This window comes from Dictyobacter alpinus, assembly GCF_003967575.1.
Lineage (GTDB): Bacteria > Chloroflexota > Ktedonobacteria > Ktedonobacterales > Ktedonobacteraceae > Dictyobacter > Dictyobacter alpinus.
Window position 1 is genome coordinate 924,453 of record NZ_BIFT01000002.1, and the last position, 25,604, is coordinate 950,056.

The window sequence follows — 25,604 nt, forward strand, 5'->3', positions numbered from 1 at the left end:
GCCATTTGAAGAGGATCTAGAGATAAATCTTAAAGACCTATGGAGTTACACCAGTACAATACCACTGACCATAGTTAGATTGATCCCACCATTTGCTAAAGCGGATGCATGCTTGAGCGGGTCCCGGTGCATACAGTTGATTGGTCCAGATCCCATCCTGCGGGCCGCAACCATAGGCATTATCAACCGTCGCTGGCAGCCCGCTATATTTGCTACTATAGACGCGAATGACCTGCAAATCAAAACACTCTAGTGCACCACCGGCACTACCAAAACGCGCCCAGTTCGTAGAGCAGTTCGGTCCCCAACGCAAATCAAGTGTCCATCCATCTCCATAGAAAGGGGCGATGGCCTCAGAAGCATTGCTAGAGCAGATTTGTTGGTGGGCATTTTGTGCATTTTGCGGGGCCAGGTGATCACAGCTTGTTCCACTACAGGTGGTAGCCGCTAGAGCTGAGGATGGCGCGATAAATAAGAAGCTTCCCAGCACAACGACCATGATCACTAACAGTATGGGAAAACGGTAGCGCATGACACTTCCTCCTTTAAAAAAGAGCAACGAAAGTAGTGAGAAATGAGCTCCATATAGCTGTTCGAGCTTACGTTTGAGCTCCTATCCACCACAAGAGTAAGTACATGCATGGGGACAACGCAAGGACATTCGCAGGACATCTCGCCAACAACTGCTCTTCTGCTAGCCTGGGAGCATCTTAAATTTTAAGATTGAGCTTGTAAAAAGACGCCTGGCCATCCTTCCTATTCAGACCAGGTGAAGGAACAAGGGCTCAGGACAGCCGAACGCAGGTGTTATAAACGGTTCAGCGTTGAGTTTGCGAAGAGAACTTTTCCCATAATACAATGCACTCACGAAACACGCGAGTACAGAAGCCAGTTTCCCTGCTGGCTTTTCCAGGATAGTCAGGTATGAGTTCGTCAGAGACTGTAAAGCCAGGATTTCTTGAGCATCACGATAGAATTTTTGTATTTATGGTCGATAGTTTTCACCTGCCCTTGAAATGGTCGAAACGGTCAGTAAGGGCGAAAAAGATAATATCATAGCACACTCAAAGGAGCTTAGAAATGAACCTTAAGTTCGAGGCCGTCGTTATCCCTGTCTCAGACGTGGATCGGGCAAAGGAATTCTATGAAAAGGTCATGGGCTTCAGAGTAGACGTTGACTATAGTTCTGCCACCTATGAAGAGGCCCTGGGCTTCAGATATCCTGGCGCAACGGCCTATCGTATCGTCCAATTGACACCACCAGGATCAGAATGCTCAATCCAGATCGGCAAGGGGATTACTAAAGCGACTCCAGGGACATATCAGGGATTATACCTGATTACATCCGACATTGAGAATACCCGAGCTGAGCTCCTCGCTCGTGGAGTGAAGATAAGTGAAGTCTTCCACTTTGGCCCAAAGGGGCAAACACCCGGAATCGCTCCTGGTCGAGCCGATTATAACAGCTTCATGACCTTCAGCGACCCGGATGGCAATGGTTGGCTGATCCAGGAAGTCAAAAAGCGTGCTCCTGGACGGTGATAGCCACATACTCAAGGAGATTAAGATGAGATTGGAACACAAAACAGCACTAATTACTGGAGGAACCAGCGGCATTGGTCTGGCAACTGCACGCGTGTTCGTCGCCGAAGGGGCTCAGGTGGTGATCACTGGTAGAGATCAACAAAAGCTTGACTCTACCATACAAGAGCTAGGCTCAAATGTCGTGGGTATCCAGGCCGACACATCCGACATTGAGGCGATGGAAGTAGCCTTAGTTCCAGCTCTTGAGAAGATAGGGCATCTCGACGTACTTTTTGTTAACGCCGGCATTAGTGGGAAAACTCCTATTGGGAAAACTACACTGACAGACTTTGAAAAGATCCTGCGCACAAATCTGACAGGGGCTTTTTTCACTGTTCAGAGTAGCCTCCCTTACCTGAGCGACGGTGCGTCGATCATCTTCAATGGCTCAATCAGAAGCATATCTGGTTCGCCCGGAAGCTCAGCTTATGCTGCGAGTAAGGCCGGGCTACGTTCCATAACTCGTGTGTTAGCTACTGAACTCTCGCCACGAAAAATCAGGGTGAATATTGTGATGCCTGGGGGCACAGAAACACCGATCTGGAATAAATCAGCTCCCACGCCTGAAGCATATGCTGAAATCGAAAAAAAGTACTCTCAACAAGTTCTGCTGGAACGTTTTGGGCTGGCAGAAGAGATTGCAAAGACGGTGCTGTTCCTCGCCTCCGATGATGCATCCTATATTCAAGCCACCGAAATTGTCGTCGATGGTGGCCAGACCGGATCGCCTGAAGGAGCTCCGATTTATCAGTAGAAGCAGAAACAAAAACCGTGAGAGATGAGCTCCAAATATTTTTCCGAGCTTGCTTTTAAGCTCATTCCCAGGACAACTCAAAAAAAATGATCTCCTCCCAGAGTGTAATAGAAACCAGGCGGAGTCCAGATAATGGGACTCCGCCTGGTTTCTATTACACTCTGGGAGGAACGCTTACCAGGTGACTGGAAGTTGGATTGGTCCAATTGTTGACGTACCGGTGGAGCGCCAGGGAACGTCGGCCGGCGAGACTGCTAGATGAACGTCGGGAAGTCGAGTAAGCAGCGTGCTCCAGAGGGTTTGCAGCTCCATGCGCGCCAGTTGCTGTCCCAGGCAAGCATGGATACCACGACCAAAGGTGAGCGTGGGATTGGTAGTGCGATAAAAATCAATGTCTTTCGCATGAGGAAAGATTTCTTCATCGAAGTTGCCAGATTGAGAGGCTAGAATGAGCACTTCTCCCTGTGGAATAGTCGTATCACCAAAGGTGAGTACATCCCGCGTGATACGTGGCCTTCCCGTATTCCCAATCGGAGTAACACGGAGCAATTCTTCGATCGCCAGGGACATGCGTTGAGGATCGTCTACGCGTTGTTTGAGCTGTTGGATAAGTGCTGGCTGCGACAAGACCAGATACGCCATGTTGGTAAATGTGGTACTGACCGTTTCAAAACCTGCTCCGATAAGGCCGGCCGCAAACATAAACATTTCTGTCTCGGTTAGCATATGATCGCCCAATTCATGAGCCTGCGCCAGTAAACCAAAGACGGTATTGTCGGGATGTTTCTGCGCTTGTTGGATGATGGGATGGAGAAATGCGATGACCTTATCACGTAACGCATCCTTTTCCTGTTGCGTGAGATCAGTGGTGGAGACCAGCACATGCCCCCACTGACGAAAGAGCGCTTCATTTTGCTCCGGCACACCAAGTAATTCACAAATAACGGTCATTGGAGTCTGAATCGCATAATCATTGAGGAGGTCTGCCGGCGGGCCTTTGCGCTCCATCTTATCAATGAGCGTATTGGTCACTTCAGCGACGCGCGGTTGAAGTCCACTCGCATATTTCACGGTAAAGGCACGCGTCACCACACGGCGAATCTGATTATGGCGTTCATCGGAGACCGTAAACAAGGACCCTTCTTCCGTCCCAATAGTTCTCCCTGGTTGAAAGCGTGGCACATCACCGTCAGAAGCTTGAATCATGCCACTTTTGCTATCCGTATATGCTTTGACAATATCCTGATGTTTTGTCAATAAATACGCATCGCCTCCAAACGGCAGGCTAACACGCGCGACCGGACACTCCTGTCGCAGGCGTTCATATTCCACCGGACAGGACAGGCGCTGATCTGGTGCTTCAAACGGAAAAGCTGGATATTCGGACGTATGACTCATAATCTCATCCAATCCCTTTCGGTTGTGTTTTTATGCCTTCTCTTCCTCAATGAGGATATCAGAATGCGTATCTGGATCTTCTATGCGAAACACTTGAGCCGGACAATTCGAGACCACATTGTGGATGGACGCAAAAAGGCTGGCTGGAGGATGGTGGTCGAGCACTTCCACGCTTCCATCAATCTCGTTTTGCGCAAAAACCTGAGGACAGGCGAGTACACACATGCCACTTGCGATACAGTTGCTCGCTGAAACTATTACCCGCATAGGTTACGATTCCTCCTCGTATTTTCAGTTGCCGCGCTTCCTTTTCTGCTACAAGTTTTTCCGATATTACAAATAGTTTCTTTGTTTATTACAAAAAATATACTCTTCCCCAGGAAAAGTTTACTATTATCAGTATAATCAATAATAAGAAAAAAGCAATCTACTGTAGCATTCTTCAACTACTAAAATGGATAATTTGAACACCATTGCCTGCACATTTCCTGGTATGCCAGATATGTAGAGGGAGCATCAATAAAAGAACAGGAGCTACAAACAATAATATGCGATCATGCAAAAAACAAAAGCTCATCGTCTCTTAAATAGAGACGATGAGCTCAAATAAAGGATAAAACTAAACCATTCTCATTATTATGAGGTGCTGACGAGTTCCAACCAGACACATTGATAGGGTTCCAACCGCAATGACTGTTCAGCGCTGACCGTTTGCCCGGTGATGAGATCAGTGAACAGGTAGCCAGATCCATAGCTACGGAGCAGATTGGCATCCATCTCCTGGGGTTGAGCGGAGAAGCTCGCTATGGTAAAGAGTCGCTGGCCTCCTCCATTGCGTACATAGCCAAACAGATGTGCATTGCCCGTCTCAACGAACTCCGTCTCGCCATCGAAGATCGCTGTTTGCCTCTTGCGCAGCGCGATAAGATGCACCAGTTCTGCGAAGATGCGGCCGTGCGGCGAAAGAGGATCATGCGCTACCTTTTCCCGCCATGACCAATCAGTCCGTGGACGATGGACCCAGCGGCTATCGTCCGCTTTGTCTGGATCAGCGCTAAACGCATAATCGTTCAGTGTACCAACTTCGTCCCCCAGATAGATCAGCGGAATACCTCCAATGCTCAAGATAATACTGTGTACCATCAGGATACGCCGCACCGCCAGATCTATCTGCTGCTCATTGCCCGCATGGATCGCCTGCTCTAATCCGGCCAGTGAGGCCAGCGTGCCTGAGATACGCGCGTCACCAGTATCTGGATTCTCCTGAAACGGCACGCCACGGGCAAAAGAACCAGGAAAACGCCCCATATAGAACTGATTCAAAAAATTTCGATGGCCAAATGGATCGATCCATTCCCAGCGAGCGTCATTGTCATCAAAGGTCCAACCAATATCGTCATGCGAACGCACATAGTTTACCCAGGAGGTTCCATGTGGAAGCCGAAAGCGATGACTCAGCGAGTGATCAAGCAATTTGACCTCCCCGGTCGCCAGTGACTCCCAGAGTAGTGCCATGAGCAGGGGATTATAACTTATCTGGCATTCTTGCGGGCTGATATAACTCATCACGTCATCAGGGTGAACAATCGCCTCGGACTTAAAGCGCAATGCGGGAGCAGCGATACGCGCGAGACAATGAAATGCCTGAATAATCTGATGAGCTTCCGGCTGATTTTCACAATTTGTGCCCTCACGCTTCCAGATAAAAGCGACGGCGTCAAGTCTGAGGATCTCTACCCCGAGGTTGGCAATGGCAAGCATCTCCTGGGCCATCGCACGAAAAACTGCCGGATTACCATAGTTCAAATCCCATTGGAAGCTATTAAAGGTTGTCCAGACCCACTTATGGATGTCCTCACGCCAGGTGAAGCTACCACGCCGTACGGTGGGAAAGATCTCACGCAGGGTACGCTCATAGATATCAGGAATTGTTCGATCTGGAAAAAGGAAATAGAAGTTCTCGTACTCCAGATCCCCAGCCTGCGCGAGGCGCGCCCACTCATGCTCATCAGAGGTATGATTGAAGACAAAGTCAAGCACCAGACTGATACCTTGCTCCTGAAACTCATGAGCCAGATCAGCCAGTTCTTGGATCGTGCCCAGTTTTGGATTGAGTTGGCGATAGCTACTGACGGCGTAACCACCATCGCTATTACCTTCAGGTGACTCAAACAATGGCATCAGGTGGAGATAGGTCAACCCTAGCTGCTTAAATACAGGCAACTTTTCACGTAAACCCTGAAGGTTCCCCGCAAAAAGATCGGTATAGCACATACCGCCAACCATCTGCTGCGACTGAAACCAGAGAGGCTCAGCTTCGCGCCGCGTATCCAGGCGCTTGAGCCAGGGGGAACGTTCAAACCAGCTTCGTGCAACCGCGTGCAGCAGTACCTCAAGATGATAGAAAAAGTCATAGTGTCCGCCATAAAGATTAAAGAGCAGCCCGAAAAGCTGATCCCATTCGTGTCGCAACCGCGTCTCAAACGCCTGCCAATCCACAGGTGCTCTGCTCACGTCGTCCCGAAAGGTCAACTCCAGGCGCGGCCACAATCGATCAAGTGAGAGCGCCGCGTATTGCCTCACCTGTTGTACATCGGCCATGGATATCCTCTGCAATCATCTAGCATTTTTTATCAATGGAATCAAAGATTTAAGTAAAAGCGCAACGAGCCCCTATCCCCGATCGTCTCCGCTCTCTGAAATGAAAGAGATAGATAGTAACATAAAACCAGGTTTACGCCCGTTGACGGTCGCTCAAAAAAATGTGAACACATTCCAATCCATTATATGGTATGAGTAGTTCACCCTCAAAAAATTTGCTTTCCAAAACAATATAAAACCTCTCAAAGGATGTTTCAAAATAGTATTTTATACTTTTACAGTATAAAATACCGCTGCGCGCTATCAACGGTAAGAGAATTATAGACATTAAAGAATTATAGTACTTTTTTTTGCGTAAGCACAATTAATTGCCAAAAAGTATCATTCTTCTTTATAATTTCAAAGAATACAGAAAAGAGTATTCATACTACTTTTTTCTCTTTTATTTTCATTTATATCTTCCATTGTGGACTATTTCGAAAAAAGTTGGATTTATATTATGACGCAATACAAACAACACCTGCTTGCGCTTTTCCTGGTTGCTTTCTCGCTTCTCTCATCAAGTTGTAACTTTATTCCACAGGCTGATGAAAATAAAACGACCGATCCAACTCCCGTTCAAACAAAAGTACAACAAAGCAATGCAAATATCCAATTTAAGGATATCCACACCCTTAGAGAGGCGGCCCTCAATACAAAAAAAAGAAGCATTTCAATTGGGACTGCCGCAAATATAGATGCATTCCACACAGATGAGAACTATAAGAAAATTCTTGGCAGAGAGTTTGATTTACTTGTGGCAGAAAATGTCATGAAGATGGATGTCATGCATACAAACATTGACACCTTCGATTTTTCTCAGTCAGATGAACTTGTGAGCTTTGCAAAGCAACACTCTATGCAAATTGAAGGTGCCAATCTTATTTGGAGTAATCAGGTACCCGCGTGGATTACAAATGGTGGTTACAATCGAGACGAACTCCTTGGCATCATGAAAGACTATATCCTGAATGTCGTGGGCCATTACAAAGGACAAGTAAAATCCTGGGTTGTCGTGAATGAACCGCTAGATACAAATGAAGCAAATCAGAAATCTATCTGGGAAAGTGTTATCGGTCCACAATACATCGATTATGCGTTTCGTTGGGCTCACGAAGCTGACCCGCAGGCCAAACTCTATATTAATGAGTTTGATACAGAGCTAATCAATGAAAAATCCAATAGCTATTATGCTCTTATTCAGGGTCTCCTACAAAGAAAGGTTCCCATCAATGGTGTAGGCTTCGAAGGCCATTTAGATGTCGCTATTCAGTATCCCTATGACCAGTTAGTGAGCAATCTGAACCGCTTCGCGGATTTGGATCTACAAGTTCAGATTACAGAAGCCGATATCAAGCTACAAAATAGTCCTGATCCGCTCCCAGAAAAATTCAAGCAGCAAGCCAGCCTCTATGCGGACATCATCCATGCATGTCAAGAGGTTAAACAATGCAGTGGCGTGGTACTTTGGGGCTTTACTGATCGTTATACCTGGATTCCTAATTTTACCCATCATCCAGATCAACCACTTATTTTCAACGCTCAGTACCAACCAAAGCCAGCATACAATGCGATTAAAGAAGCATTGTTTGGGAAATAAACATCCCCGATGAGAAAAATCTTTGTATGGTGGTGCATCGATCCCTCCATCAGACATGACAAAGTGAAAGCTTCTCTTCCTTTGATTTTTTCTAGAGAATGCTTTCAATCAACAATCACTGGTGATGATAATCGTGAAATCATGATTTTTTCTTTTTAGAAGATGGGCGAAAAGGTTTGTAAATGCAATTTAACGTCAAAAAAAAGACGGATGTGATCGATGACCATCGGTCACAAAGGAACGCTTTCATAGCTGAACAACCAACTGAAGTTGTTCATATTCCTGATCCGTCAATAGATATTTTTAAGGGGAATACCGCGCGTGCGACTTCCCCCGAGAAAGACACACATCCAAAAAAAAATGAGCAGAAGAAAAAAAAGCAAGAGAAAAAAAATGATACAGGATATGTAATTACCAGTTATCTGTTTTTATTTCTGTTCGCTCTCATTCAAGGCATCATCATCTACGCGCAAAAGACTGGACCATTCTATGATGAAGCGATCTACGCAACAGCTGGACTACGGACTCTGGATGGAAAGGGAGTTACAGATGGGTATCTCGTCTGGTTTGCAGGATCTCTACTATGGCCAGTTCTTTCAGGGATAGGATATACGCTTCATGGTTTACTGGGGATACGGGCCATTGCGGCAATCCTGACATGCTTCACGGTGCTCTTTTCCTATTTGACTGCCAAAAATCTTTTTGGGGTGAGAGCTGCGTTCTTTTCAGTCGTTCTCTTTGTTTTCAGCGGTCCTCTGCTGGCCCTGGCACATTTGGGTGTGTATGATGTTCCTGCATTAACCTTCACATCCATCAGTCTGTGGGCCATGACCAGATTCAAGAGTGACCATCGCCTATGGCTGTCCATCAGCGCAATTTCACTCGCCATCGCGACAATTGCCAAATACCCTATCGCACTCATGATGCTACCAATACTTGGCATTCTTATCACATTCCGTAAACAAAAAAGCGTGACAGATATCTGTCTCTTTCTCTTCATATTTATCGCCGTCTTTCTAGCTTTTTTCCTATCCTTTCAATATCAGGTCGGTAGCTGGCTTCTCTGGTCTTCACGGAACAAACCAACATTTGGATCATCAGAAGCAACAATTATTGCAGCCCAACTTTATTTGGGATTACTACCATTGAGCATTGCCCTCCTGGGATTTTTCGTGGCACCGAGGAAGAAAGAAGCACTGATCCTTTTACTGGCTGGACTCATCTGGCCCGCTTACCATATTCTATCCAGGAATCCCGTGAGTGATAATAAACATGTTATCTTTGGCTTTCTCTTTCTCTATCCTTTAATGGGGCTGTTCTGTGCTTATCTCTGGCAAAAGAAATGGTTTGGCAAACCCCTTGCGACAGTTCTCTGTATGCTTCTTGCTATTGTAGGAGCGGCCGGACTCTATATTCTCGATTTTGCCTGGCCCGATGTGAGGCAACCAGCTACTTACCTTAGTACCCATTCACAGATGGGAGATCAATTTCTGATTGATAATGCATGGCCGTATACCATGTATCTATACGCAGATAATAAGACAAAAGACCCGTGGGCGGTATATGATAATTACAGAATTAACAATAAGGAGAATAGCGAAAATATTTGTGATTACACCTGGTATGTGGATGAAAAAGGGAGCTATAGCTGGTCAGATGCACTAAGAAAACAGATTAAAGCCTGCCACACATTCATTCCTGTCTATCATACGTCGAGCAGCGCCATTCAACTGGGACCAGATTTACAGTATAAGCGCTATACCATCACGACAACAATTTACAAAAATCTGCATGCGAACCGGTAAAACAATATGGACAGAGATACAAAACAGACGATCTCACAAAGAAACTGTAGGTAAAAGATTTACCCCGGCACTGCATTTAGAAAGGTACTCACATGGCTCATGATCCGTCTTCAACCCATACAAAAGCGGGTCAACCTCTTAAGTCTAAGCTTCGAAAACAGAGGATGGCGTCAATTCAAGAAAAATCAGCGACAGATAAAGTCCAGGGTATTTCATCCCTACCTGCGGATTGGTTTGAATCATCAACATCTATGAATAATACTGCAGCTTTCACTCAGACAGTTGCAGACAACGTTGAACAATCTAGTGTTGCTGAAGTGCCGCAACAGGATTTGCCTGTCAATCCTCTGCCTGAATTGCCAGTCAGATCAAAGATAAAGGATGACAATGCTTCCAGTTCACCAAAATATTCATCTGCTCCACAATTCAGAGCATCTTCACTTCAGAGAAGACCTGTATACAAACAGCAAATTACTGAATTACCTACACAAGTTATCACAAGTGTAGCGGATACACATGCCACATCTGACACATCCACTTCTTATGTTGAGCCGATCAAGAACGATGAGGATCAGGCCGAGAAAAAAAAGGAACAGATTACCGAATTGCCAACTCAGCACACATCAAGTGTGGACAATTCCCGTACTGCTCTTTCGTTTCCAGATCAACTTACCAGTTCAATGTTCGCTATCGATGATGACGAAGAAGACACCTCGTTCGGTGCCAGGACAACTTCTACGATCGAAATGCTCGCATCATTCCCAACCAGGGCATTCAAAAAGCTCGCAACGCAAAGCATTCCTGCCCTGATGGGTTCATCGAGATTGGATAAGTTCGCAACCGTTCCGGCTTCAGCCGTCCAGGGACTTGCCAGCGGCAATAAAAAGGTTAGTAATGTTCGATTACGCTTAACTGGAATTATCTTTATTCTAGTCGCCGCATTCTATTTTCCCTGGCTACTTCAGGTGCTCAACAAAAATGCGCTCTGGCTATCTATTCCTTTCTTCTTAAGCATGTGTTATCTGACAGTGATCGTGGTACTCAGCATTTATAATAACTGGACACGCATCGTCTATCCATTAATTCAGATGCCACAAAAACAAGAACCAAAGGTGGCGGTCTGTATTCCTACCTATGGTGAAACACCTGATATGGTGCAGACAACGATTGAGAGTGTCCTCAGTCAGGATTGGCCACAACACAAACTCTTGATTATTGTTGGTGATGATAGCCATCGACCCGCCATGAAGGAGATGGTACAGACGATCCAACATAATTATCCTATGACGCAAGTTGTGTACCATGAACCACCGCGCAAAGGAAATCCGGAACGCAAGGGAAGCGCCAAAGATGGTAACCTTAATTCAATGCTGGCTTATATCATCCAGAATCATCCCGAAATTGCCTTTATCGAGACAAGAGACGCGGATGATGTGATCGGCTCACCACAATTTCTCCGTTACACAATTGGACATCTGCATCGCAACAAAGATGTAGCATATGTGCAGACGATTAAAGATACACTTGTCAGTAAAGGAGATCCCTTTGGTAATCGACAATCCTTTTTCTATCGCGGTGTGATGCTTTCACGTAATGCAGCCAATGCTGTGTTCCCTTGTGGGAGTGGCCTGGTCTGGCGCAGAAAGAAACTTGAGGAAATCGGGGGATTCCCAACCTGGAACCTGGTAGAAGACCTCTATTCCGGCTATGTGGCCATGCAACATGGCTTTAAAAATGCCTATCTCCCCGTAGTAGGAGCAGTTGGACAAACATCGCCAGAGGATATTCCTAATGTCTATAAGCAATTGGGAACCTGGGCTCTTGATACAGTGCGCATCTTTCTCTGGAAAAATCCCTGGTTTGTAAAAGGATTGTCATTCAAACAAAGAATGCAATTTACAGAGTTGGGCTTATTTTATCTCTTTAGTATACCACTCTGCATTTTTTTGTTTACTCCAGTTATTAGCTTATTTACAGGCATTTATCCATTTACTACAAACAACCTGGATTACATGCTTCACTTTTGGCTCTATGCAGCAAGTATTGAACTCCTACTTACTATTATCAACGGCTCCACGACATTTGAAGAAAACTGGCGCGCACGACAAATGTGGTTTGGGATGATTTTTGTGTTTATGAAGTCCTGTTTTCTCGCCCTTACCTACGGACCAAATAAAAAACCTGCCTATAAAGTCACGAGAAAAACGCAGGAGGCGGGCATCTACTTGCGCGAAGTCTTTGTACAAACGCTCTTATTTCTTCTTTTACTGAGCGCATGCGTCTACAATGTGTTTATTCATCGCAATTATTTCCTACGAGATACCGACCTGGGTTCCATCTTCTGGGCTGTTCTGTTTATGGGGCTTTTACTTGGTATCATCCACCGCAGTTGGTTCGGCTACCAGATCAAAAAGAAACCTGCTAGGTCCTGAACTATTAGAGATATCATGGAAACTTTCTCCTGAGCGCCATGTGCAAATTTTCCACAACCCACCTTTTTTGAGGAAAAAAAGTGGGCGCCTTTTGAGGCGATGATGACCTTCTCATCTCAAAAGTTTGCAGCATTACGCAATCATTTGCGAGAATTATTCTATCAGCTTGTCAGGGAGGATGGCTATAATACTGGTGAGACAGAGTACATACCTCTCTGCTAGTGTAAATAATCTGGAGGAATACTACACATGGATATCAAAAGAAGTGGCTCATCCCCGTCTGGCAAAGGGCCAGCCGAGTATTTTACCGGCGCGGTGCGCGTTGATCCCTTGTTCGAGGCACCTGATCCAGCACGGGGGCGCGGTGCCAGTGTTACATTCGAGCCTGGCGCGCGAACAGCGTGGCATACCCATCCACTGGGTCAGACTCTGATCGTGACGGCTGGCTACGGTCGGGCGCAACGCTGGGGAGGTCCGATCGAGGACATTCGGCCGGGTGACGTGATCTGGTTCGCGCCAGGTGAGAAACACTGGCACGGTGCCACGGCAACCACGGCCATGACGCACATTGCCATTCAGGAACAGCTTGACGGCAAGACGGTCACCTGGATGGAAAAAGTCAGTGACGAACAATACCAGGCCTGATCGTAACAAAAGAATGTCCAGAAAAAGCAAATCAAGTAAAAGGGTTGCAATCACATGAGTAAAAACATCGAAGGAAAAGCGTGACTGACGCCGAGCAGGTAAAGCATCTGGTCTATGCCGCCGTGCAGACTTACGGGCGTATTGATGTCATCATCAACAATGCCGGGCTGATGCCGCACTCGCCCCTTGAGCGACTCAAGATCGACGACTGGAACCGGACGATCGACGTGAACATGAAGGGGATGCTCTATGGCATTGCCGCCGCGCTACCATATATGAAACAGCAGAAAGCAGGACAGATCATCAACGTTTCCTCGGTCGCGGGTCATAAGGTTCGCCCCGGCAGCGCCGTCTATGCGGCGACGAAGGCCGCTGTGCTGGTCATATCCGAAGGACTACGCCAGGAAGTAAAGCCCTACAACATACGCACAACAGTGATTTCACCGGGCGCGATCGCCACGGAACTGCCCGGCAGCGTAACAGAGCCGGATATCGCCGAAAACGTCCGAAAACTCTATGAGGACGTGGCAATTCCAGCCGAATCATTCGCGCAAGCCGTCGTCTTCGCCATGAGCCAGCCAGAAGAAGTGGACATTAACGAGCTTCTGTTTCGTCCCACGCGCCAGGAGCTTTAAGTCCCTGGCTGACCGTTTCTGGGATGGTTCCAGTTAGTCTGTTTTCATTCAAACCTTTATGAAACAGCAAGACTTAACACGGTATCGACCTGCTCTTGCAAGCGTTGCGTGTTCGCAAAACCATAATTGACAGCATGTGCATTCCCGTGGGTATCAAGTACAACCGTCGTAGGTACGGTCAGAACTTTGTAGCGTTCAGTAAGATCATGCCGGCTCACAGCATCAACAGTAACCACAGCAACCTGCTCACCATATTGCTTCAATAAGCGATCCAGAGCGGGTTGCTGCAACGTATGGCACTGACGGCAATCGTCACTGCTAAAGGCTAAAATACGTACTGGATGCGTCGTCTCAGCCTGGGAAGAGGAAGGCACAATAAATGGTGCGGCTGCCATGGCTTGTCGACGACGGCGTGCAACGATGCGACGACCAATCAAAATAGCGACACTTCCGAACAGACAGATCGCGAGCAAAACCATGAGCCGGAGGGTAAAATCGGTCATATCTTAGATACCCCTCCAATGAAAGCCACCCTCGTAACGCACACGCGGCAGTAATCCCCAGCGTCCAAGATAGTAATAGACAAAACAACCAGCGCAGAAGCCCACAAAAACATTGATTGCGGCCAATATAAAGACCAGGATTGTCAAAATCCAACCCAGGGTTGCAGCATGGAACAAGAAAAACACGATACTCGCAACCAATAGAAACGTAGCGCCAATCCCCTGAGCAAAACGATGGGGCGCTGGATCATCTTCAACAATGCGAGGCTTGAGCCAGCCTGCACGAACCAAAATCTGCCGATAGATAAATCTGAAAGGGCTAGCCGCAGGCACAAGGGCACTAAGGGCCAGTGCCAGACCCGTAATCAGAACCAGGATTGGCGCATTAAAAAGAAAGCTGAGTGCAGTCAAGACAAGCACACATACTTGCGAAAATTTAAGCATGTGCGCATCTAATCGTGGAATAGATACCATAAGACAAGATCTCCCATTGGTTAAGACGTGATATAAGAATTTCCTGATATAAAGGAAAACCACAATGGGAGTTAAAAATATTCCAGGATTGATTTACGCGCCCTCGGCAATTTTCGATACTTCAAAGCTTTCATCCAAAACGAAATCCCTTGCTCCAATATCATCTACAAAGCAAACGCGGTGAATGACTAACAGCGCTGACTGGCTCAGTCCTAGAGGCTTGACATCCACACCTGTGGCTGCGCCTGCACCGGTTGCTTTGTCTGAGCAGCCTGATTGATTAAGATACTTAGATAATGATCCTGCGAAGCCTCAGCCAGCGTATAGAAAGCGGGTCCGCCTGCCACATACTGTGCCATCTTGTCGAGACAGGTCGCCACAGCAATCTCGTCATCACTCAAGCGCGCATGTGGGAAAGGATTGCGGTAAAGCCACTGGGCCCCACCAAGGATGCCTTTATGATACAATCCTTCCAGATTTCCATTCTGCCCCGTGTCCTGCCGGATTAATTCATAGGTAATGGGTGTATGCACATCTTCGAGGTAGCGCACAGTTGTGTCATGAATTTCTCCCCGCTCACCTCGCACCAGAAATTGTGGTGAGAGGATCCAGGAGAAATACTGAGATCCACAGAAGTCATAGACTCCCAGTTTCTCGCCAAAATCTAGCAACGCCGTTGTATATGTTGCCTGTATAACCTGTTGCTGTTCAAGCTTAAGGTCTCGGTCTGGACCATCTATCAGTGGCGCGGTAAAAGTATAGGCGCTAATCGTAGGTAACGCATCGGTAACACCAAGCAGCATACGTAGCAGGCTAACACCATGGTAGCCATGGGCCACAGAGAGGCGCACCTGCGTAACCGTCCCCAGTTTGCCAGAGGAAGCGACCGTCCGTCTGGCAGCATGCATCGGTTGAAACTGATATTGTTCTGCGACCTGAATCTTTGCTCCCTGTTCAGTAAGCGTATGCAGTGCCTGCAAGCCTTCAAGATCAGGCGCAGGTGGTGTCTCTGCCAACACGGGCACTCCTCGCTCAGCCAGGGCATGTAACATCGGAGGAGTAACAGACCATGGAACGGAAACAACCATAAAGTCGACCTGACCCGCATTGAGCAAGGCATCGAGTGTTCGATAGGTGGCAACATCCCACTCAGCCTCCATACGTTGTCCCTTCTCACTATCGCGCACAACGACTCCACTCACACGAAAATGTTCAGGCAACTCTCTCGCCACGCGCAAAAAAAACTGTGTCCGCCAACCTCCACCAATAATGCCAAATACGACCGGTTTCATACTTTCCCCCTTATCTCACAAGCTTGCAACATCCAGACCAATCTCTTACAAATAGGTAAACCGGAGGGCTAACAGCCCTCTGGCTCACCTCCCTCTTATTATATTACGTCAGGAAGACCATTCTGTTAGAGATTATTCACTGTGAACGGCCAGCAAGTGAAAAGCATGCTACTGAAATAGTAGCCTACCAGGTACGTGAGAAAAGGAAGAATGTCTTCAACGAGGTTCCATGAGAAAGGGGCAGGGAAGAGGCACAAAACAATCATATGCCGTGCCTCTTCCCTGCCCCCAGAAAGAGAGTAATTTCAGGCTTTTCCTGAAAGTTGATTGGTCATGGCAGCCAGATCAAAGTAGGCGCGAGCCGATTGGATCGTTCCTTCAGAGATGACGAGCAGATCCATGCCAGCAATATCTATCGCCTGTCCCGTGGGAGGGGCATCACCCAACGGTCCCGTATTGGTGGCACGCCATCGCCATTGAACGGCAACACGATCGGCGCCATCATCGAAGAGATCAAGAACCTCAAACGTCATATCGGGAAAGGACACAAAACCAGCTGCAAATGCTTGCTGTAACTTCTCACCAGAAATGGGAGCAGACATGGTCGGATCTTGAAAGGTCCCACTCGATCCAAACAATTGCATAAGCCACTCGGTATTGTGCCGATTTTGGGCCTCGAAGTAGGCACGGGCAACGTCACTGGCCTGATTCTGTGCTGAAGAAGCCATACTTTTTCTCCTATCCATACATATCATGATTGAATTGATGCACAATGTTCTGTGGACGGCGAGAGAGGACAATCCTCATACGAATGCTCGCTCTCTTCTAAAATAGCAAGAAAGAGAGAGAATGTCTTGAAGATTCTTGGCGTGTTAAGGATCGCTCAAGGAAAGTACCGATGAGACTTTGTGAAGGCGCCCGGGGTAATTCCCACATATCGGCGGAACAGGCGTGTGAGATGAGCCTGATCAGCGAAACCCACGAGTTGGGCAACTTCCGCAGGAGTATGTGTGCTGTGCATCAACAATCGCTTCGCGCGCTCAATGCGCTGAAAGATCACATACTGATAAGGAGGCATCCCTGTCGAACGATGAAATTGCTTGCTAAACCAGTAGCGGTCCACCCCAACTGTGGCAGCCAGGGTATCAAGAGACAAGGACTCTGTAAGATGGGTTTCGATATATTCAACAACAGTGCGTAGTTGCGCAAATGAGAGTTGTCCCACATGCGGTGATAGCCGTCGTTTTACCTGCTCAGCAAGAGTAGAATGATAACGCAGAAGATGAGTGGCAACATGATCGCTTAGTTCACTGACATAGAGCGAGCCATGGATATTTGTCAAAAAGACCTCCATCCGCAATGCAGAGACCAGCCGCCACAGGAAGGGATCACGAAAATCATAGCAATCATCACGTAACTCGACACGAGCTGCGTCAAACGTCCAGGTGCGCTGCGCTAATTCGGCGAAGAAGGAAGGGGCAAAACTGAGATGAAGATCATGAGCGTTGCCGAACCAGCGCCAGTGGTGGGTCATATAAGCTGGAATAATGGAGAAAGTACCATGCAGTTGCGCGTGATCTTGTAGGCGACCAGCCCACTGCTGTTGACACCGTGGCATGTCCTGCAATTGGACAATGACCACATGTTCTGCCTGTCCATGCGCACTGCCACATTCACCGGGAGCTTGATATTGCTCATCAAGGGCCAGTGGGCCCCAGTGAGCCAGCTCACGTGAAGTCATGACACGCCCGGACAAAGGTAAAGGCAACCTATCATCACGAATATTTGTCATGCCACATTCCTTGGAACCTATTCTACCTCACATTATCCGCCAACACTATCCCAGGCCGTTTTCCCACAGTCCATCGCTATCTGGTATAGGAAGTGATGGTTTTGCGTTTGTGGTAAGATTTGAAGCGCAGAATCCCACCATGCGACGTCAGAGTCGGACAGTCGAGATACTCTACATGCAAGATATTGTATCGTGGATCCAAAAGTCAAGTCAAGTTTAAAAAGGGCCGCCGGAAAGGTAGCCTTTCTTCATGTCGCTGGTGGATTGGGAGCGTTGCATGCTTGCAAAGAGATGGGCAAAAGACGGCTGGTATGATATAGTAGATCAGGTACAGTTCCTGCTTTTTGTGAAAGGATCTACCCTTGAAACTAGGATTTGGATTACCACACGGCGGCCATAGCGTCTCTCCTCACAATATTGTTCTCATCGCACAAGAAGCTGAGCGCTTAGGCTTCGATTCTGTCTGGACGTATGAACACCTTCTCCGTCCCACTCGCCCCATTCCCGGAGTCTTAGGCGGTGAACCTATGCTGCAATCACATCTCTATGGAACCTGCTATGATCCGCTGGAGACACTGACCTATGTGGCTGCAAAAACGGAACGTGTCAAATTGGGCACAGGTATTGTCAATGCATTATTTCATCCCCCCGTTGTGCTGGCCAAACGCTTTGCAACGCTCGATCAACTCAGCGGTGGGCGTGCCATCGCCGGACTTGGACAGGGATGGATGCCAGATGAATTTGAGACGACTGGTGTTCCCATGAAACGTCGTGGAGCCGGCTTCGAAGAGTATGTACAGGCATTGCGTGCCATCTGGGGCGCAAATCCTGTTAGCTTTAAGGGCCGCTTCTATACCATCGCTGAATCTGAGATTGGCCCAAAACCCTTGAATCCTGAGGGGATTCCTATTATTTTAGGTGCATTTGTCCCTGCCGCACTCCAACGTGCCGCCTTGATTGCGGATGGGGTCATGCCTGGTAATATGCCCTGGGAGATTTCAGAGCAGGCTATCCCTGGCTTCCGTAGCATTGCCCAACAGGCCGGTCGCAATGCAGCCAGACTTCAAATCATTATCCGCGCCGTTAATGTTCCTGGAAAAGAGTTGCCCCTCACCGGTTCTTTTGAGAAGATTACCGGAGATATTTTCCACATGCAGGATTTAGGCGTGGACCAGATTATTTTTGATCCAGGGCAACTCGATACCCCCATAGAACAGCAACTTCACTTCATGCAACAACTCAGTACCCTGATTCCACAACTTGCTTAAAAAATCGTCAAATATTTAAACTCTGTGTATAAAGAGATCAGAGGCTGGTTACAACCGTTTGATCTCCTCATACACAAAAAATCGAGCGCCATGGATGCGAAGCGTCAAAAACACCATCGGCATATAACGCTAACTAAATTGGATAACCATTCAAAATTTTATCTTTGAAACCGCGCTTTTTTCGCTCATATCATTTATACTCTTACTAGAAGATTTTTTATGGCCTCTGCTGCTATAAAGCATGCCAGATATTTTTTCTTGCTCGTCACCAATCTTCGTGTCGTACCTCCTGTCTGCCGCCAACAGCAGGAATAAGAAGCATTGAACCACTCGCATGTAGCACATAACAATGAAAAGAAATTTATGTGCCGGCATGCTATAGGTTCAACATGACTGCGAAAAGGAAAGGATGCTATGTCGCAACCACATGTCCGTCTACGCATACTCTTCATTACCCTCTGTGTTTTTCTTTTTAGCCTGGGTGCCATCTTATTTGCGCCACAATCATCAACCCAGCATACCGCCCATGCCTCAGCCACATACAATGTGCTCTTTGATAACGCTCATGCTGAAACAGCCGGCAATGCCGACTGGGTCATCAGCACCAGTCAACCTGATCCATTGGCCCAGAATGCTCATCCTCAGTCTGAAACAGATTGGACCGGTGGCATAAGCGCCTGGGGCGTGGCACTACAAAAAACAGGCCGCTATAGTCTCAAAACCAATACCAGCACCATTACCTATGGTAATAACAGCAATGCTCAAGATCTCAGCCATTTTAATGCCTTTGTCATTCCTGAGCCAAATACCCTCTTCACCAGTAGTGAGAAAACCGCTATTCTGAACTTTGTCAGTAATGGCGGTGGCTTGTTTATGATTGCTGACCATACTGGTAGTGATCGCAACAACGATGGTTCTGACTCGCTGAAGATTTTCAATGATCTTATGAACAACAATGGCGTCAAAAATGATGTGTTTGGTATCCAGTTTGATGCACTGAACATTGCTTCAGAAAATCCTGGCAATGATAAACCTGGTGGAGATCCGCTCTTAAATGGACCATTTGGGACGGCCCAGGGAAGTATCATTCGTAATGGTACGACTGAAACATTGCATCCAAGCGATAACGCGGCTGCTCATGGTATTATTTATCGTGCCAGCGCTTCAAATACAGGCACCACTGGAGCGTTCTTTTCTGGCAGTACCTATGGTGGAGGTCGTGTCCTGGCTATGGGTGATAGTTCAGCCATTGATGATGGTACCTGTGCCTCTGGTAATACCTGCTACAATGGTTGGAATGATCCTGCCGCCCAGGATAATATTCTTTTCCCCAACGGCACCGAATGGTTGGCATCTGGTAGCTCTGGACCTGCACCAACACCTACACCTACCACCGGTCCTACCAGCACTCCAACGCCTCTGCCCACCGTGACACCCACACCAACCGGCAACTTGCTGCAAAATGGTGGCTTTGAAAATGGGAGTTCTCCCTGGGTAGAGAGCTCAAGCGGAGGATATGAGATCATAGATACTTCAAATCCTCATACAGGCTCTGCCAGTGCCTATCTCTGTGGCTATAACAATTGCCAGGATACCATCTATCAGAAAGTAACGATACCTGACAGCAGTACCTCTGCTAACCTGAGCTATTACTGGTATGTCTCCACGACTGAAACGACGCATTCCTTTGATTTTATGTCTATTCAAGTTCGGAATACGAGCGGAACAGTCCTCAGTACACCACAAAAACTGAGTGATGGCAGCGCAACTGGCACCTGGCAAAAATCATCGTTTGATCTGAGTTCATACAAAGGTCAGACGGTAGAAATCACCTTTGCAGCCACCAATGGCAGCAAAAATCCTACCTCCTTCTATGTCGATGATGTTGCGGTTGCCAGTAACTAAGGCTATGTGTCTGTTTTCCACAGACGCACATTTTTGAGAAAACGAACAGGGAGAGGCGCTCGTCTCTCCCTGTTCGTTTCGTACCACATAAGCGGGTAGCCGCAGACGTGAACTGTCAGTGCTAAAATTTGCGCACCTTATGGAAGTTTGTGATGCATCTGATAATGCTGTGCCTGTACGACCATGGCAGTAATCTTCTCTCCCAGTCGTTGCATGGCTTCGAGTAATTCTGGCGGTTGCATTACCAGAAAAGGGCAACCAAGATGTACAAGGAAACGTGCCAGATGGTCGAGATCATCATCATAGGCACGTAACAGAATCCCATCAGATCTCTCTTCAAGCGTGGCAAAGGTTGGTGGAACAGCCCAGGAAATCTGCTCAAGCGTTGTTTCAAGCAATACCTCAGCCAGCCAGCGCGAGGGCATAGCAGCAATCGTTTGCAGGGCATAAGCCAGCGCATCAAAGGTGTTGGGACGTGTAAAATACTCCTCACAACGTTCAACGTTGCGTATCCGATCCAATCGAAACAGACGAATGTCCTGGCGCAGGTGACAGTAGCCAATGGCGTACCAATGCTTTTGGAGATAGATCACACTATAACAATCCAATACACGCTCTGTCTGCTGATCATCTTTGGCTTGATAGGTAATCCGGCTGCGTTGTCCTCGATAAGCTGCCATACTCAATAGGCTCACCCACCGACTACTGACCTGATCTGAAGCGGCCTCCGGCTGTAGAACCACCATATCCTGAATAGCCTGAACCTGTTCCAAAATATTGCGAGGAAGGACACGTTCTACTTTTGCCAGGGCACTTGCCACACCAGGTTGAGATGAACCTGATCCAAGCAGCTTTACCGCCTGTAAACCCAATGTCACAGCCACCGCTTCCTCTTCTGTCCACATCAAAGGAGGAAGCTTGAAGCCAGGTCGAAGTCGATAGCCTCCATAGCGTCCACGCTCCGTCTCAACAGGAATACCGAGATCCTGGAGCATGATGATGTAGCGCCGCACACTACGCGTGTTGACCTCTAAGCGCTCGGCTAGCTCTTTAGCAGTAATACTTGAGCGCGCCTGTAATAGATTGAGCACTATCAGTAGGCGGGAAACAGGTGAGTACATAACACAAATATTCTTTCTTTCGGCTATGCAAATATTGGCTTTCAAATAGGACCGATTCTTGCCATATTCTATCCTATACTCGTCCTCAGAAGAAGAGTATTCCATCTGTAAGGAAAAGAAAGGACAGCGCAATGTTTCAAGGTTTAAGAACAGTCGTCTATGGTGTGGAAGATATCGAGAAAGCAAAGGTATGGTATAGTTCGATCCTCGGCATCCAACCCTATTTTGACCAGCCATTTTATGTTGGCTTTAATGTCGGTGGATTTGAGTTAGGCCTGAGCCCAACAACTAAACCAGGTACGTCAGGTCCCACCGCCTATTGGGGAGTCGCTAATGCTGATGAAGCCTGGAAGCACCTTATTGATCAGGGTGCAAAAGAACATGAGCCGATAGAAGATGTTGGCGATGGCATCCGTATCGGCTCAGTCATTGATCCGTTCGGCAATACACTCGGCATTGTGGAAAACCCACACTTTTCGTTCGACGAAAAATAGGTTCTTCCCCTTCAGCTCGCATTATAGGTTACTCTGTACCTCTGCAGCTCGGTCCGGTCAATGTCGCAGGCATCGACCAACCTGCAGAAGTACAGAGCAAACAGGAAAAATACGCGCTCTCTGGCGTCTATATACATGTAAATGCGTGTATAATCATAGAGCAAGGAGAGCCCAACATGGATTATGAGCAGAACAAGGACTCACAGACTCCCTCGGCGATAAAGGTTGATCTTACGGCAAGCCCTGAACAGTCCCTTATCCATGCGACAGATAAGAGTCGTTACATTGTCTTCTTCGCCCATGTCAATCATGATACAGCAGCAGCAGCGGCAGAATATAAGCGCCTGCCATTGGAACTGGCCCTGGTATTGGATCGTAGTGGTTCCATGCATGGGACAAAGCTACAAACAGCCAAACAGGCTGTCTTCTCAGTGCTGGACCACTTAACGGCACGCGACACGCTATCCCTGGTCGCCTTCGATGATCAGATCGAGACAATCCAATCCCCGGCGAGAGTCACACCACAACTTAAAAGCCAGCTACGCGAGAAGCTCACTCCACTACAAGCACGTGCCTCTACCGCCTTGCATCAAGGCTGGTTGACCGGCTGCCAGAGCCTTGCCGATACAGAGTCTGAGGTTGCCACGCAGGCATTGAAGCGTTGCTTCCTCCTCACCGATGGCCTGGCTAACGTCGGCATTGTCGATCCTGAACAGATCGCCAGTCAGTCGGCTTCGATGCGCGAGCAGAGCGCTATCTCCACCAGCACCTTTGGGATCGGCACCGATTACGACGAACTCCTCCTCGGGCCAATGGCAGTTGCTGGCGGTGGACAATTCCATCATCTACGCTCACCAGAGGAAATCATTCATACCTTCGTAGGCGAGCTGGGTGATCTCCTCTCGGTTGCCGCCATGCAGGTCCGCCTGGAGGTTGAAACATCCCAGGGAACAGAGCTGGATCTGATTAGTCCTTACTGGCTCAAGTCGGACAGGGACAATCCTCTGCGCCGCATCATTTCCATCGGCGATCTACAACATAGTGAGGAACGTCCTATTGTTGTACGCTTTACCTTCCCAGATCAACAGGAGGAATCAGAACCGCAGATCATCCGTGCACGCCTGCTGTGGCGCTCAGATAACACTGAGCACGCCAGCGATTGGCAGGAATTGCGTTTCTCTTATGCCAGCAAGAGTGCCTGTGAAGGTGAGTCCCACGATCCACACGTCATGACGCTGATCGCGCAACACGAAGCCGATCGTGCCCGTCGCGAAGCGGTAGTCAGTAACAATCGTGGAGATTATGTTGGCGCCCAACAGAATCTCCAGAGAGCGTCGGCTGCCATGAGCCCCTATGCCGCTGCCAACCCTGAAATCGAGTATGAACTATCATCAATCAACCACCTTGCCAGAAAGATGGTACAGTCCCCTATGGCTCCAGCAGACTTCAAAGAAATCTATTATACACAGCAGCAACGCTCCCGTAACCATAAAGATCACAGGAAATCCCCACAGCCTCCGACACCCCCAGAAGATCACAGGCCGGATAACCACTAAGTGCGTATCAGATTTCCATGAAATCCATGTCCACTGAGTGTTGTTTTCGCGCCTTTGGCGCTCCAGCGGTTTTCTATGTGGTTTCAAAAACTGAGCAATGCTCAGTTTTTGAAACCACATAGAAACGAAGCATGGGCCCTTCAGGGCCCGAGTGCGGCTGGCTGCACGCTCCTCGGTGAGAGTGGGAAACCAACACTATCATGGACCATCTCCAATCTTTGAAAAGATCAGGAGGTTGCATTCACTATTTCACACGCATCTATCTTCCTTAGGAGTATCATGGGCGTATGTGGTGGTTTTGAAGTGAATAAGGAAGAAAAGAATGAAGAAAACGCCAGGAAATATATCCAGGCAGAAAATTAGCGTGAATGCCTTTATCAAGCCGAAACTAGTTACAACGTCAGATCAGGCTCGATCCGTCGTAGTCATCTTCACACTTTGTGGCCTGCTCATGTCCACCAGTATGGGCATAGTATCCCCCATCTTCGCCCATCTATTCAAGGAGACCTCATCCGGCCTGAGAAGCCTCAGCTTCATGTCTATGGTTCCCCATATTGCACTCCTGCTACTGGCGCCTTTCATTGGCGAGTTAGAGGATCTTTATGGCAAGCGTCCATTTCTCTTCCTCGGCTTTGTTGGGTTAATGATCGCGGATATAGGCTATCTCTTTGCTCATTCGGTCACTGTCTATATCTGCATACGACTTTTTCAGGCTATTGTGAGCGTAGGGATCATGCCCGCAATGCTGGGAATATTCGCAGACGCGGTTCCCCGGCAACATCGGACGCATCGTATCAGTCTGCTGATGGCCGGACAGGCTGGTGGCTTAACCTTTGGTCCGATTATTGGAGGTTTCCTCCTGGTTCATTGGGGAAGCATGGTTGCTTTTAGCCTGTCCGCACTCTTAAACCTGGTCGTGCTCTGTCTGATTGGAACACGCCTCCCCAAAACTTCCAATCTACAGAAAGTTCGCCGGCATAGGAAGTTGACACTGAGATGTTCAAAGTCCGCCCTCATGTCTCTACTGTTACCGCTCTCCTTCCTGATAGGTTTGCTGGTGCTCGATTTTATTCTGGCATTTGGACACGCGTTCGTTGAACCACAGAAAGCGTTATATCTCTACAAAGTTTTAAACTTCACCCCGGTCCAATTTGGTTTACTTATGAGTACCCATGGACTGGCCATGTTATTGGGACTGCTCATCCTGAGCCTGTGGGGAGATAGCGCCAACAAACGTGTGACAATCGTTATTGGCTTGCTGAGCAATGCATTTCTGATTTTTTCGTTGTTGTTTGTGCGTCAATTTACCTCCTTGTTCTTCCTATCTCTCTTCTCAGGAATCGGAGGAGGCATGGTAAGACCTCTACTCAGCGCCTACTACTTAAACCGCACTACACCTCAGCATCGTTCAAGCCTGATCGGCATCAAGGAAGCGGTTGGTGCGCTCGGTAGCATTGTCGGCTCACTCACTGTGGTCCTTGCCGGCTCCTGGCTGTTGCCTCATAGAACCTTTCTCCTTGGAGGAAGTATTGTCGTTGGTGTCAGTCTACTCGCCCTATTCGTATTGAGATCCTCTCACGTCGCGCTGCCTTCTTCCGCCATGGCGTCCAGCGGTCTGCATTCAGCAGAACCGCTGCCCGAGTTGTCCGAGGTAACGCTCCATGAATAACACACCAGCAGTGTACTGACTTGACCACACACAAACG

The 25,604-nt window shown here is 47.8% G+C and carries 21 protein-coding genes and 1 pseudogene; 12 read left to right on the forward strand and 10 right to left on the reverse strand.

Translation table 11 applies throughout. From position 1 onward, the window contains the following. Positions 1-37: 37 nt before the first annotated feature. Complete coding sequence (locus tag EL633_RS26140) at positions 38-532, reverse strand: hypothetical protein (RefSeq protein WP_126630214.1); 495 nt, start codon at positions 530-532, stop codon at positions 38-40. 548 nt (positions 533-1,080) lie between these two features. Here EL633_RS26140 and EL633_RS26145 point away from each other — a divergent pair. Together EL633_RS26145 and EL633_RS26150 are read left to right on the forward strand one after the other, a co-directional pair. Next, positions 1,081-1,542, forward strand: coding sequence for a VOC family protein (locus EL633_RS26145; RefSeq protein ID WP_126630215.1), 462 nt, complete (start codon positions 1,081-1,083; stop codon positions 1,540-1,542). 25 nt (positions 1,543-1,567) lie between these two features. Beyond that, positions 1,568-2,338 (forward strand): SDR family oxidoreductase, encoded by a 771-nt coding sequence (locus EL633_RS26150; RefSeq protein WP_126630216.1) that lies wholly within the window; start codon positions 1,568-1,570, stop codon positions 2,336-2,338. 174 nt (positions 2,339-2,512) lie between these two features. On the opposite strand, the gene EL633_RS26155 is transcribed toward EL633_RS26150, so the two are convergent. The 3 genes from EL633_RS26155 to EL633_RS26165 all read right to left on the reverse strand — a co-directional run bounded on the left by EL633_RS26155 (position 2,513) and on the right by EL633_RS26165 (position 6,337). Continuing rightward, the gene (locus tag EL633_RS26155; RefSeq protein WP_126630217.1) at positions 2,513-3,736 is read right to left on the reverse strand and encodes a cytochrome P450; all 1,224 of its coding nucleotides are present in this window, start codon (positions 3,734-3,736) and stop codon (positions 2,513-2,515) included. Positions 3,737-3,766: 30 nt separating this feature from the next. Continuing rightward, positions 3,767-4,003, reverse strand: a complete 237-nt coding sequence (locus EL633_RS26160; RefSeq protein ID WP_126630218.1) for a ferredoxin — start codon at positions 4,001-4,003, stop codon at positions 3,767-3,769. Positions 4,004-4,372: 369 nt separating this feature from the next. Beyond that, complete coding sequence (locus tag EL633_RS26165; RefSeq protein WP_126630219.1) at positions 4,373-6,337, reverse strand: alpha-amylase family glycosyl hydrolase; 1,965 nt, start codon at positions 6,335-6,337, stop codon at positions 4,373-4,375. Positions 6,338-6,836: 499 nt separating this feature from the next. Here EL633_RS26165 and EL633_RS26170 point away from each other — a divergent pair, with 499 nt between their 5' ends. From EL633_RS26170 to EL633_RS26190, 5 genes and pseudogenes are all read left to right on the forward strand, one after another. Then, positions 6,837-7,976, forward strand: a complete 1,140-nt coding sequence (locus tag EL633_RS26170; protein WP_126630220.1) for an endo-1,4-beta-xylanase — start codon at positions 6,837-6,839, stop codon at positions 7,974-7,976. Between the two features lie 182 nt (positions 7,977-8,158). Next, a complete protein-coding gene (locus EL633_RS26175) occupies positions 8,159-9,781 on the forward strand; it encodes an ArnT family glycosyltransferase (protein ID WP_126630221.1) in 1,623 nt (540 codons plus the stop codon). Between the two features lie 164 nt (positions 9,782-9,945). Then, a complete protein-coding gene (locus EL633_RS26180; RefSeq protein WP_161982450.1) occupies positions 9,946-12,213 on the forward strand; it encodes a glycosyltransferase in 2,268 nt (755 codons plus the stop codon). 249 nt (positions 12,214-12,462) lie between these two features. Beyond that, entirely contained in the window at positions 12,463-12,858 is a 396-nt protein-coding gene (locus tag EL633_RS26185; RefSeq protein ID WP_126630223.1) for a (R)-mandelonitrile lyase, read from the forward strand. Positions 12,859-12,938: 80 nt separating this feature from the next. Next, positions 12,939-13,493 (forward strand): annotated as a pseudogene (locus EL633_RS26190) (SDR family oxidoreductase); the annotation flags it as partial. A gap of 56 nt (positions 13,494-13,549) precedes the next feature. Here the strand turns inward: EL633_RS26190 and EL633_RS26195 are convergent. The 5 genes from EL633_RS26195 to EL633_RS26215 all read right to left on the reverse strand — a co-directional run bounded on the left by EL633_RS26195 (position 13,550) and on the right by EL633_RS26215 (position 17,554). Then, the gene (locus EL633_RS26195) at positions 13,550-13,996 is read right to left on the reverse strand and encodes a thioredoxin family protein (RefSeq protein WP_126630224.1); all 447 of its coding nucleotides are present in this window, start codon (positions 13,994-13,996) and stop codon (positions 13,550-13,552) included. A 3-nt stretch (positions 13,997-13,999) separates the two neighbouring features. Next, positions 14,000-14,470 carry a DUF4395 domain-containing protein gene (locus tag EL633_RS26200; RefSeq protein ID WP_126630225.1) on the reverse strand — a complete coding sequence of 157 codons (471 nt, stop codon included), beginning with the start codon at positions 14,468-14,470 and terminating at the stop codon, positions 14,000-14,002. A 212-nt stretch (positions 14,471-14,682) separates the two neighbouring features. Then, positions 14,683-15,762 carry a Gfo/Idh/MocA family protein gene (locus EL633_RS26205; protein WP_126630226.1) on the reverse strand — a complete coding sequence of 360 codons (1,080 nt, stop codon included), beginning with the start codon at positions 15,760-15,762 and terminating at the stop codon, positions 14,683-14,685. Between the two features lie 305 nt (positions 15,763-16,067). Continuing rightward, positions 16,068-16,490, reverse strand: coding sequence for an ester cyclase (locus tag EL633_RS26210; protein ID WP_161982451.1), 423 nt, complete (start codon positions 16,488-16,490; stop codon positions 16,068-16,070). A gap of 155 nt (positions 16,491-16,645) precedes the next feature. Further along, on the reverse strand, positions 16,646-17,554 hold the full coding sequence (locus tag EL633_RS26215) for an AraC family transcriptional regulator (RefSeq protein WP_126630228.1): 909 nt from the start codon (positions 17,552-17,554) through the stop codon (positions 16,646-16,648). Between the two features lie 362 nt (positions 17,555-17,916). Between EL633_RS26215 and EL633_RS26220 the strand changes: the two genes are divergently transcribed. Together EL633_RS26220 and EL633_RS26225 are read left to right on the forward strand one after the other, a co-directional pair. Beyond that, entirely contained in the window at positions 17,917-18,822 is a 906-nt protein-coding gene (locus tag EL633_RS26220) for an LLM class flavin-dependent oxidoreductase (RefSeq protein WP_126630229.1), read from the forward strand. Positions 18,823-19,236: 414 nt separating this feature from the next. Further along, positions 19,237-20,727 carry a M6 family metallopeptidase gene (locus EL633_RS26225; RefSeq protein ID WP_126630230.1) on the forward strand — a complete coding sequence of 497 codons (1,491 nt, stop codon included), beginning with the start codon at positions 19,237-19,239 and terminating at the stop codon, positions 20,725-20,727. 137 nt (positions 20,728-20,864) lie between these two features. Here the strand turns inward: EL633_RS26225 and EL633_RS26230 are convergent, their stop codons facing one another. Then, entirely contained in the window at positions 20,865-21,848 is a 984-nt protein-coding gene (locus tag EL633_RS26230) for a helix-turn-helix transcriptional regulator (protein ID WP_161982452.1), read from the reverse strand. Between the two features lie 131 nt (positions 21,849-21,979). Between EL633_RS26230 and EL633_RS26235 the strand changes: the two genes are divergently transcribed. The 3 genes from EL633_RS26235 (at position 21,980) to EL633_RS26245 (ending at position 25,567) form a co-directional block, all read left to right on the forward strand. Beyond that, positions 21,980-22,342, forward strand: a complete 363-nt coding sequence (locus EL633_RS26235; protein WP_126630232.1) for a VOC family protein — start codon at positions 21,980-21,982, stop codon at positions 22,340-22,342. 176 nt (positions 22,343-22,518) lie between these two features. Further along, a complete protein-coding gene (locus EL633_RS26240) occupies positions 22,519-23,898 on the forward strand; it encodes a vWA domain-containing protein (protein WP_126630233.1) in 1,380 nt (459 codons plus the stop codon). 322 nt (positions 23,899-24,220) lie between these two features. After that, on the forward strand, positions 24,221-25,567 hold the full coding sequence (locus tag EL633_RS26245; protein ID WP_126630234.1) for an MFS transporter: 1,347 nt from the start codon (positions 24,221-24,223) through the stop codon (positions 25,565-25,567). Positions 25,568-25,604 lie beyond the last annotated feature (37 nt).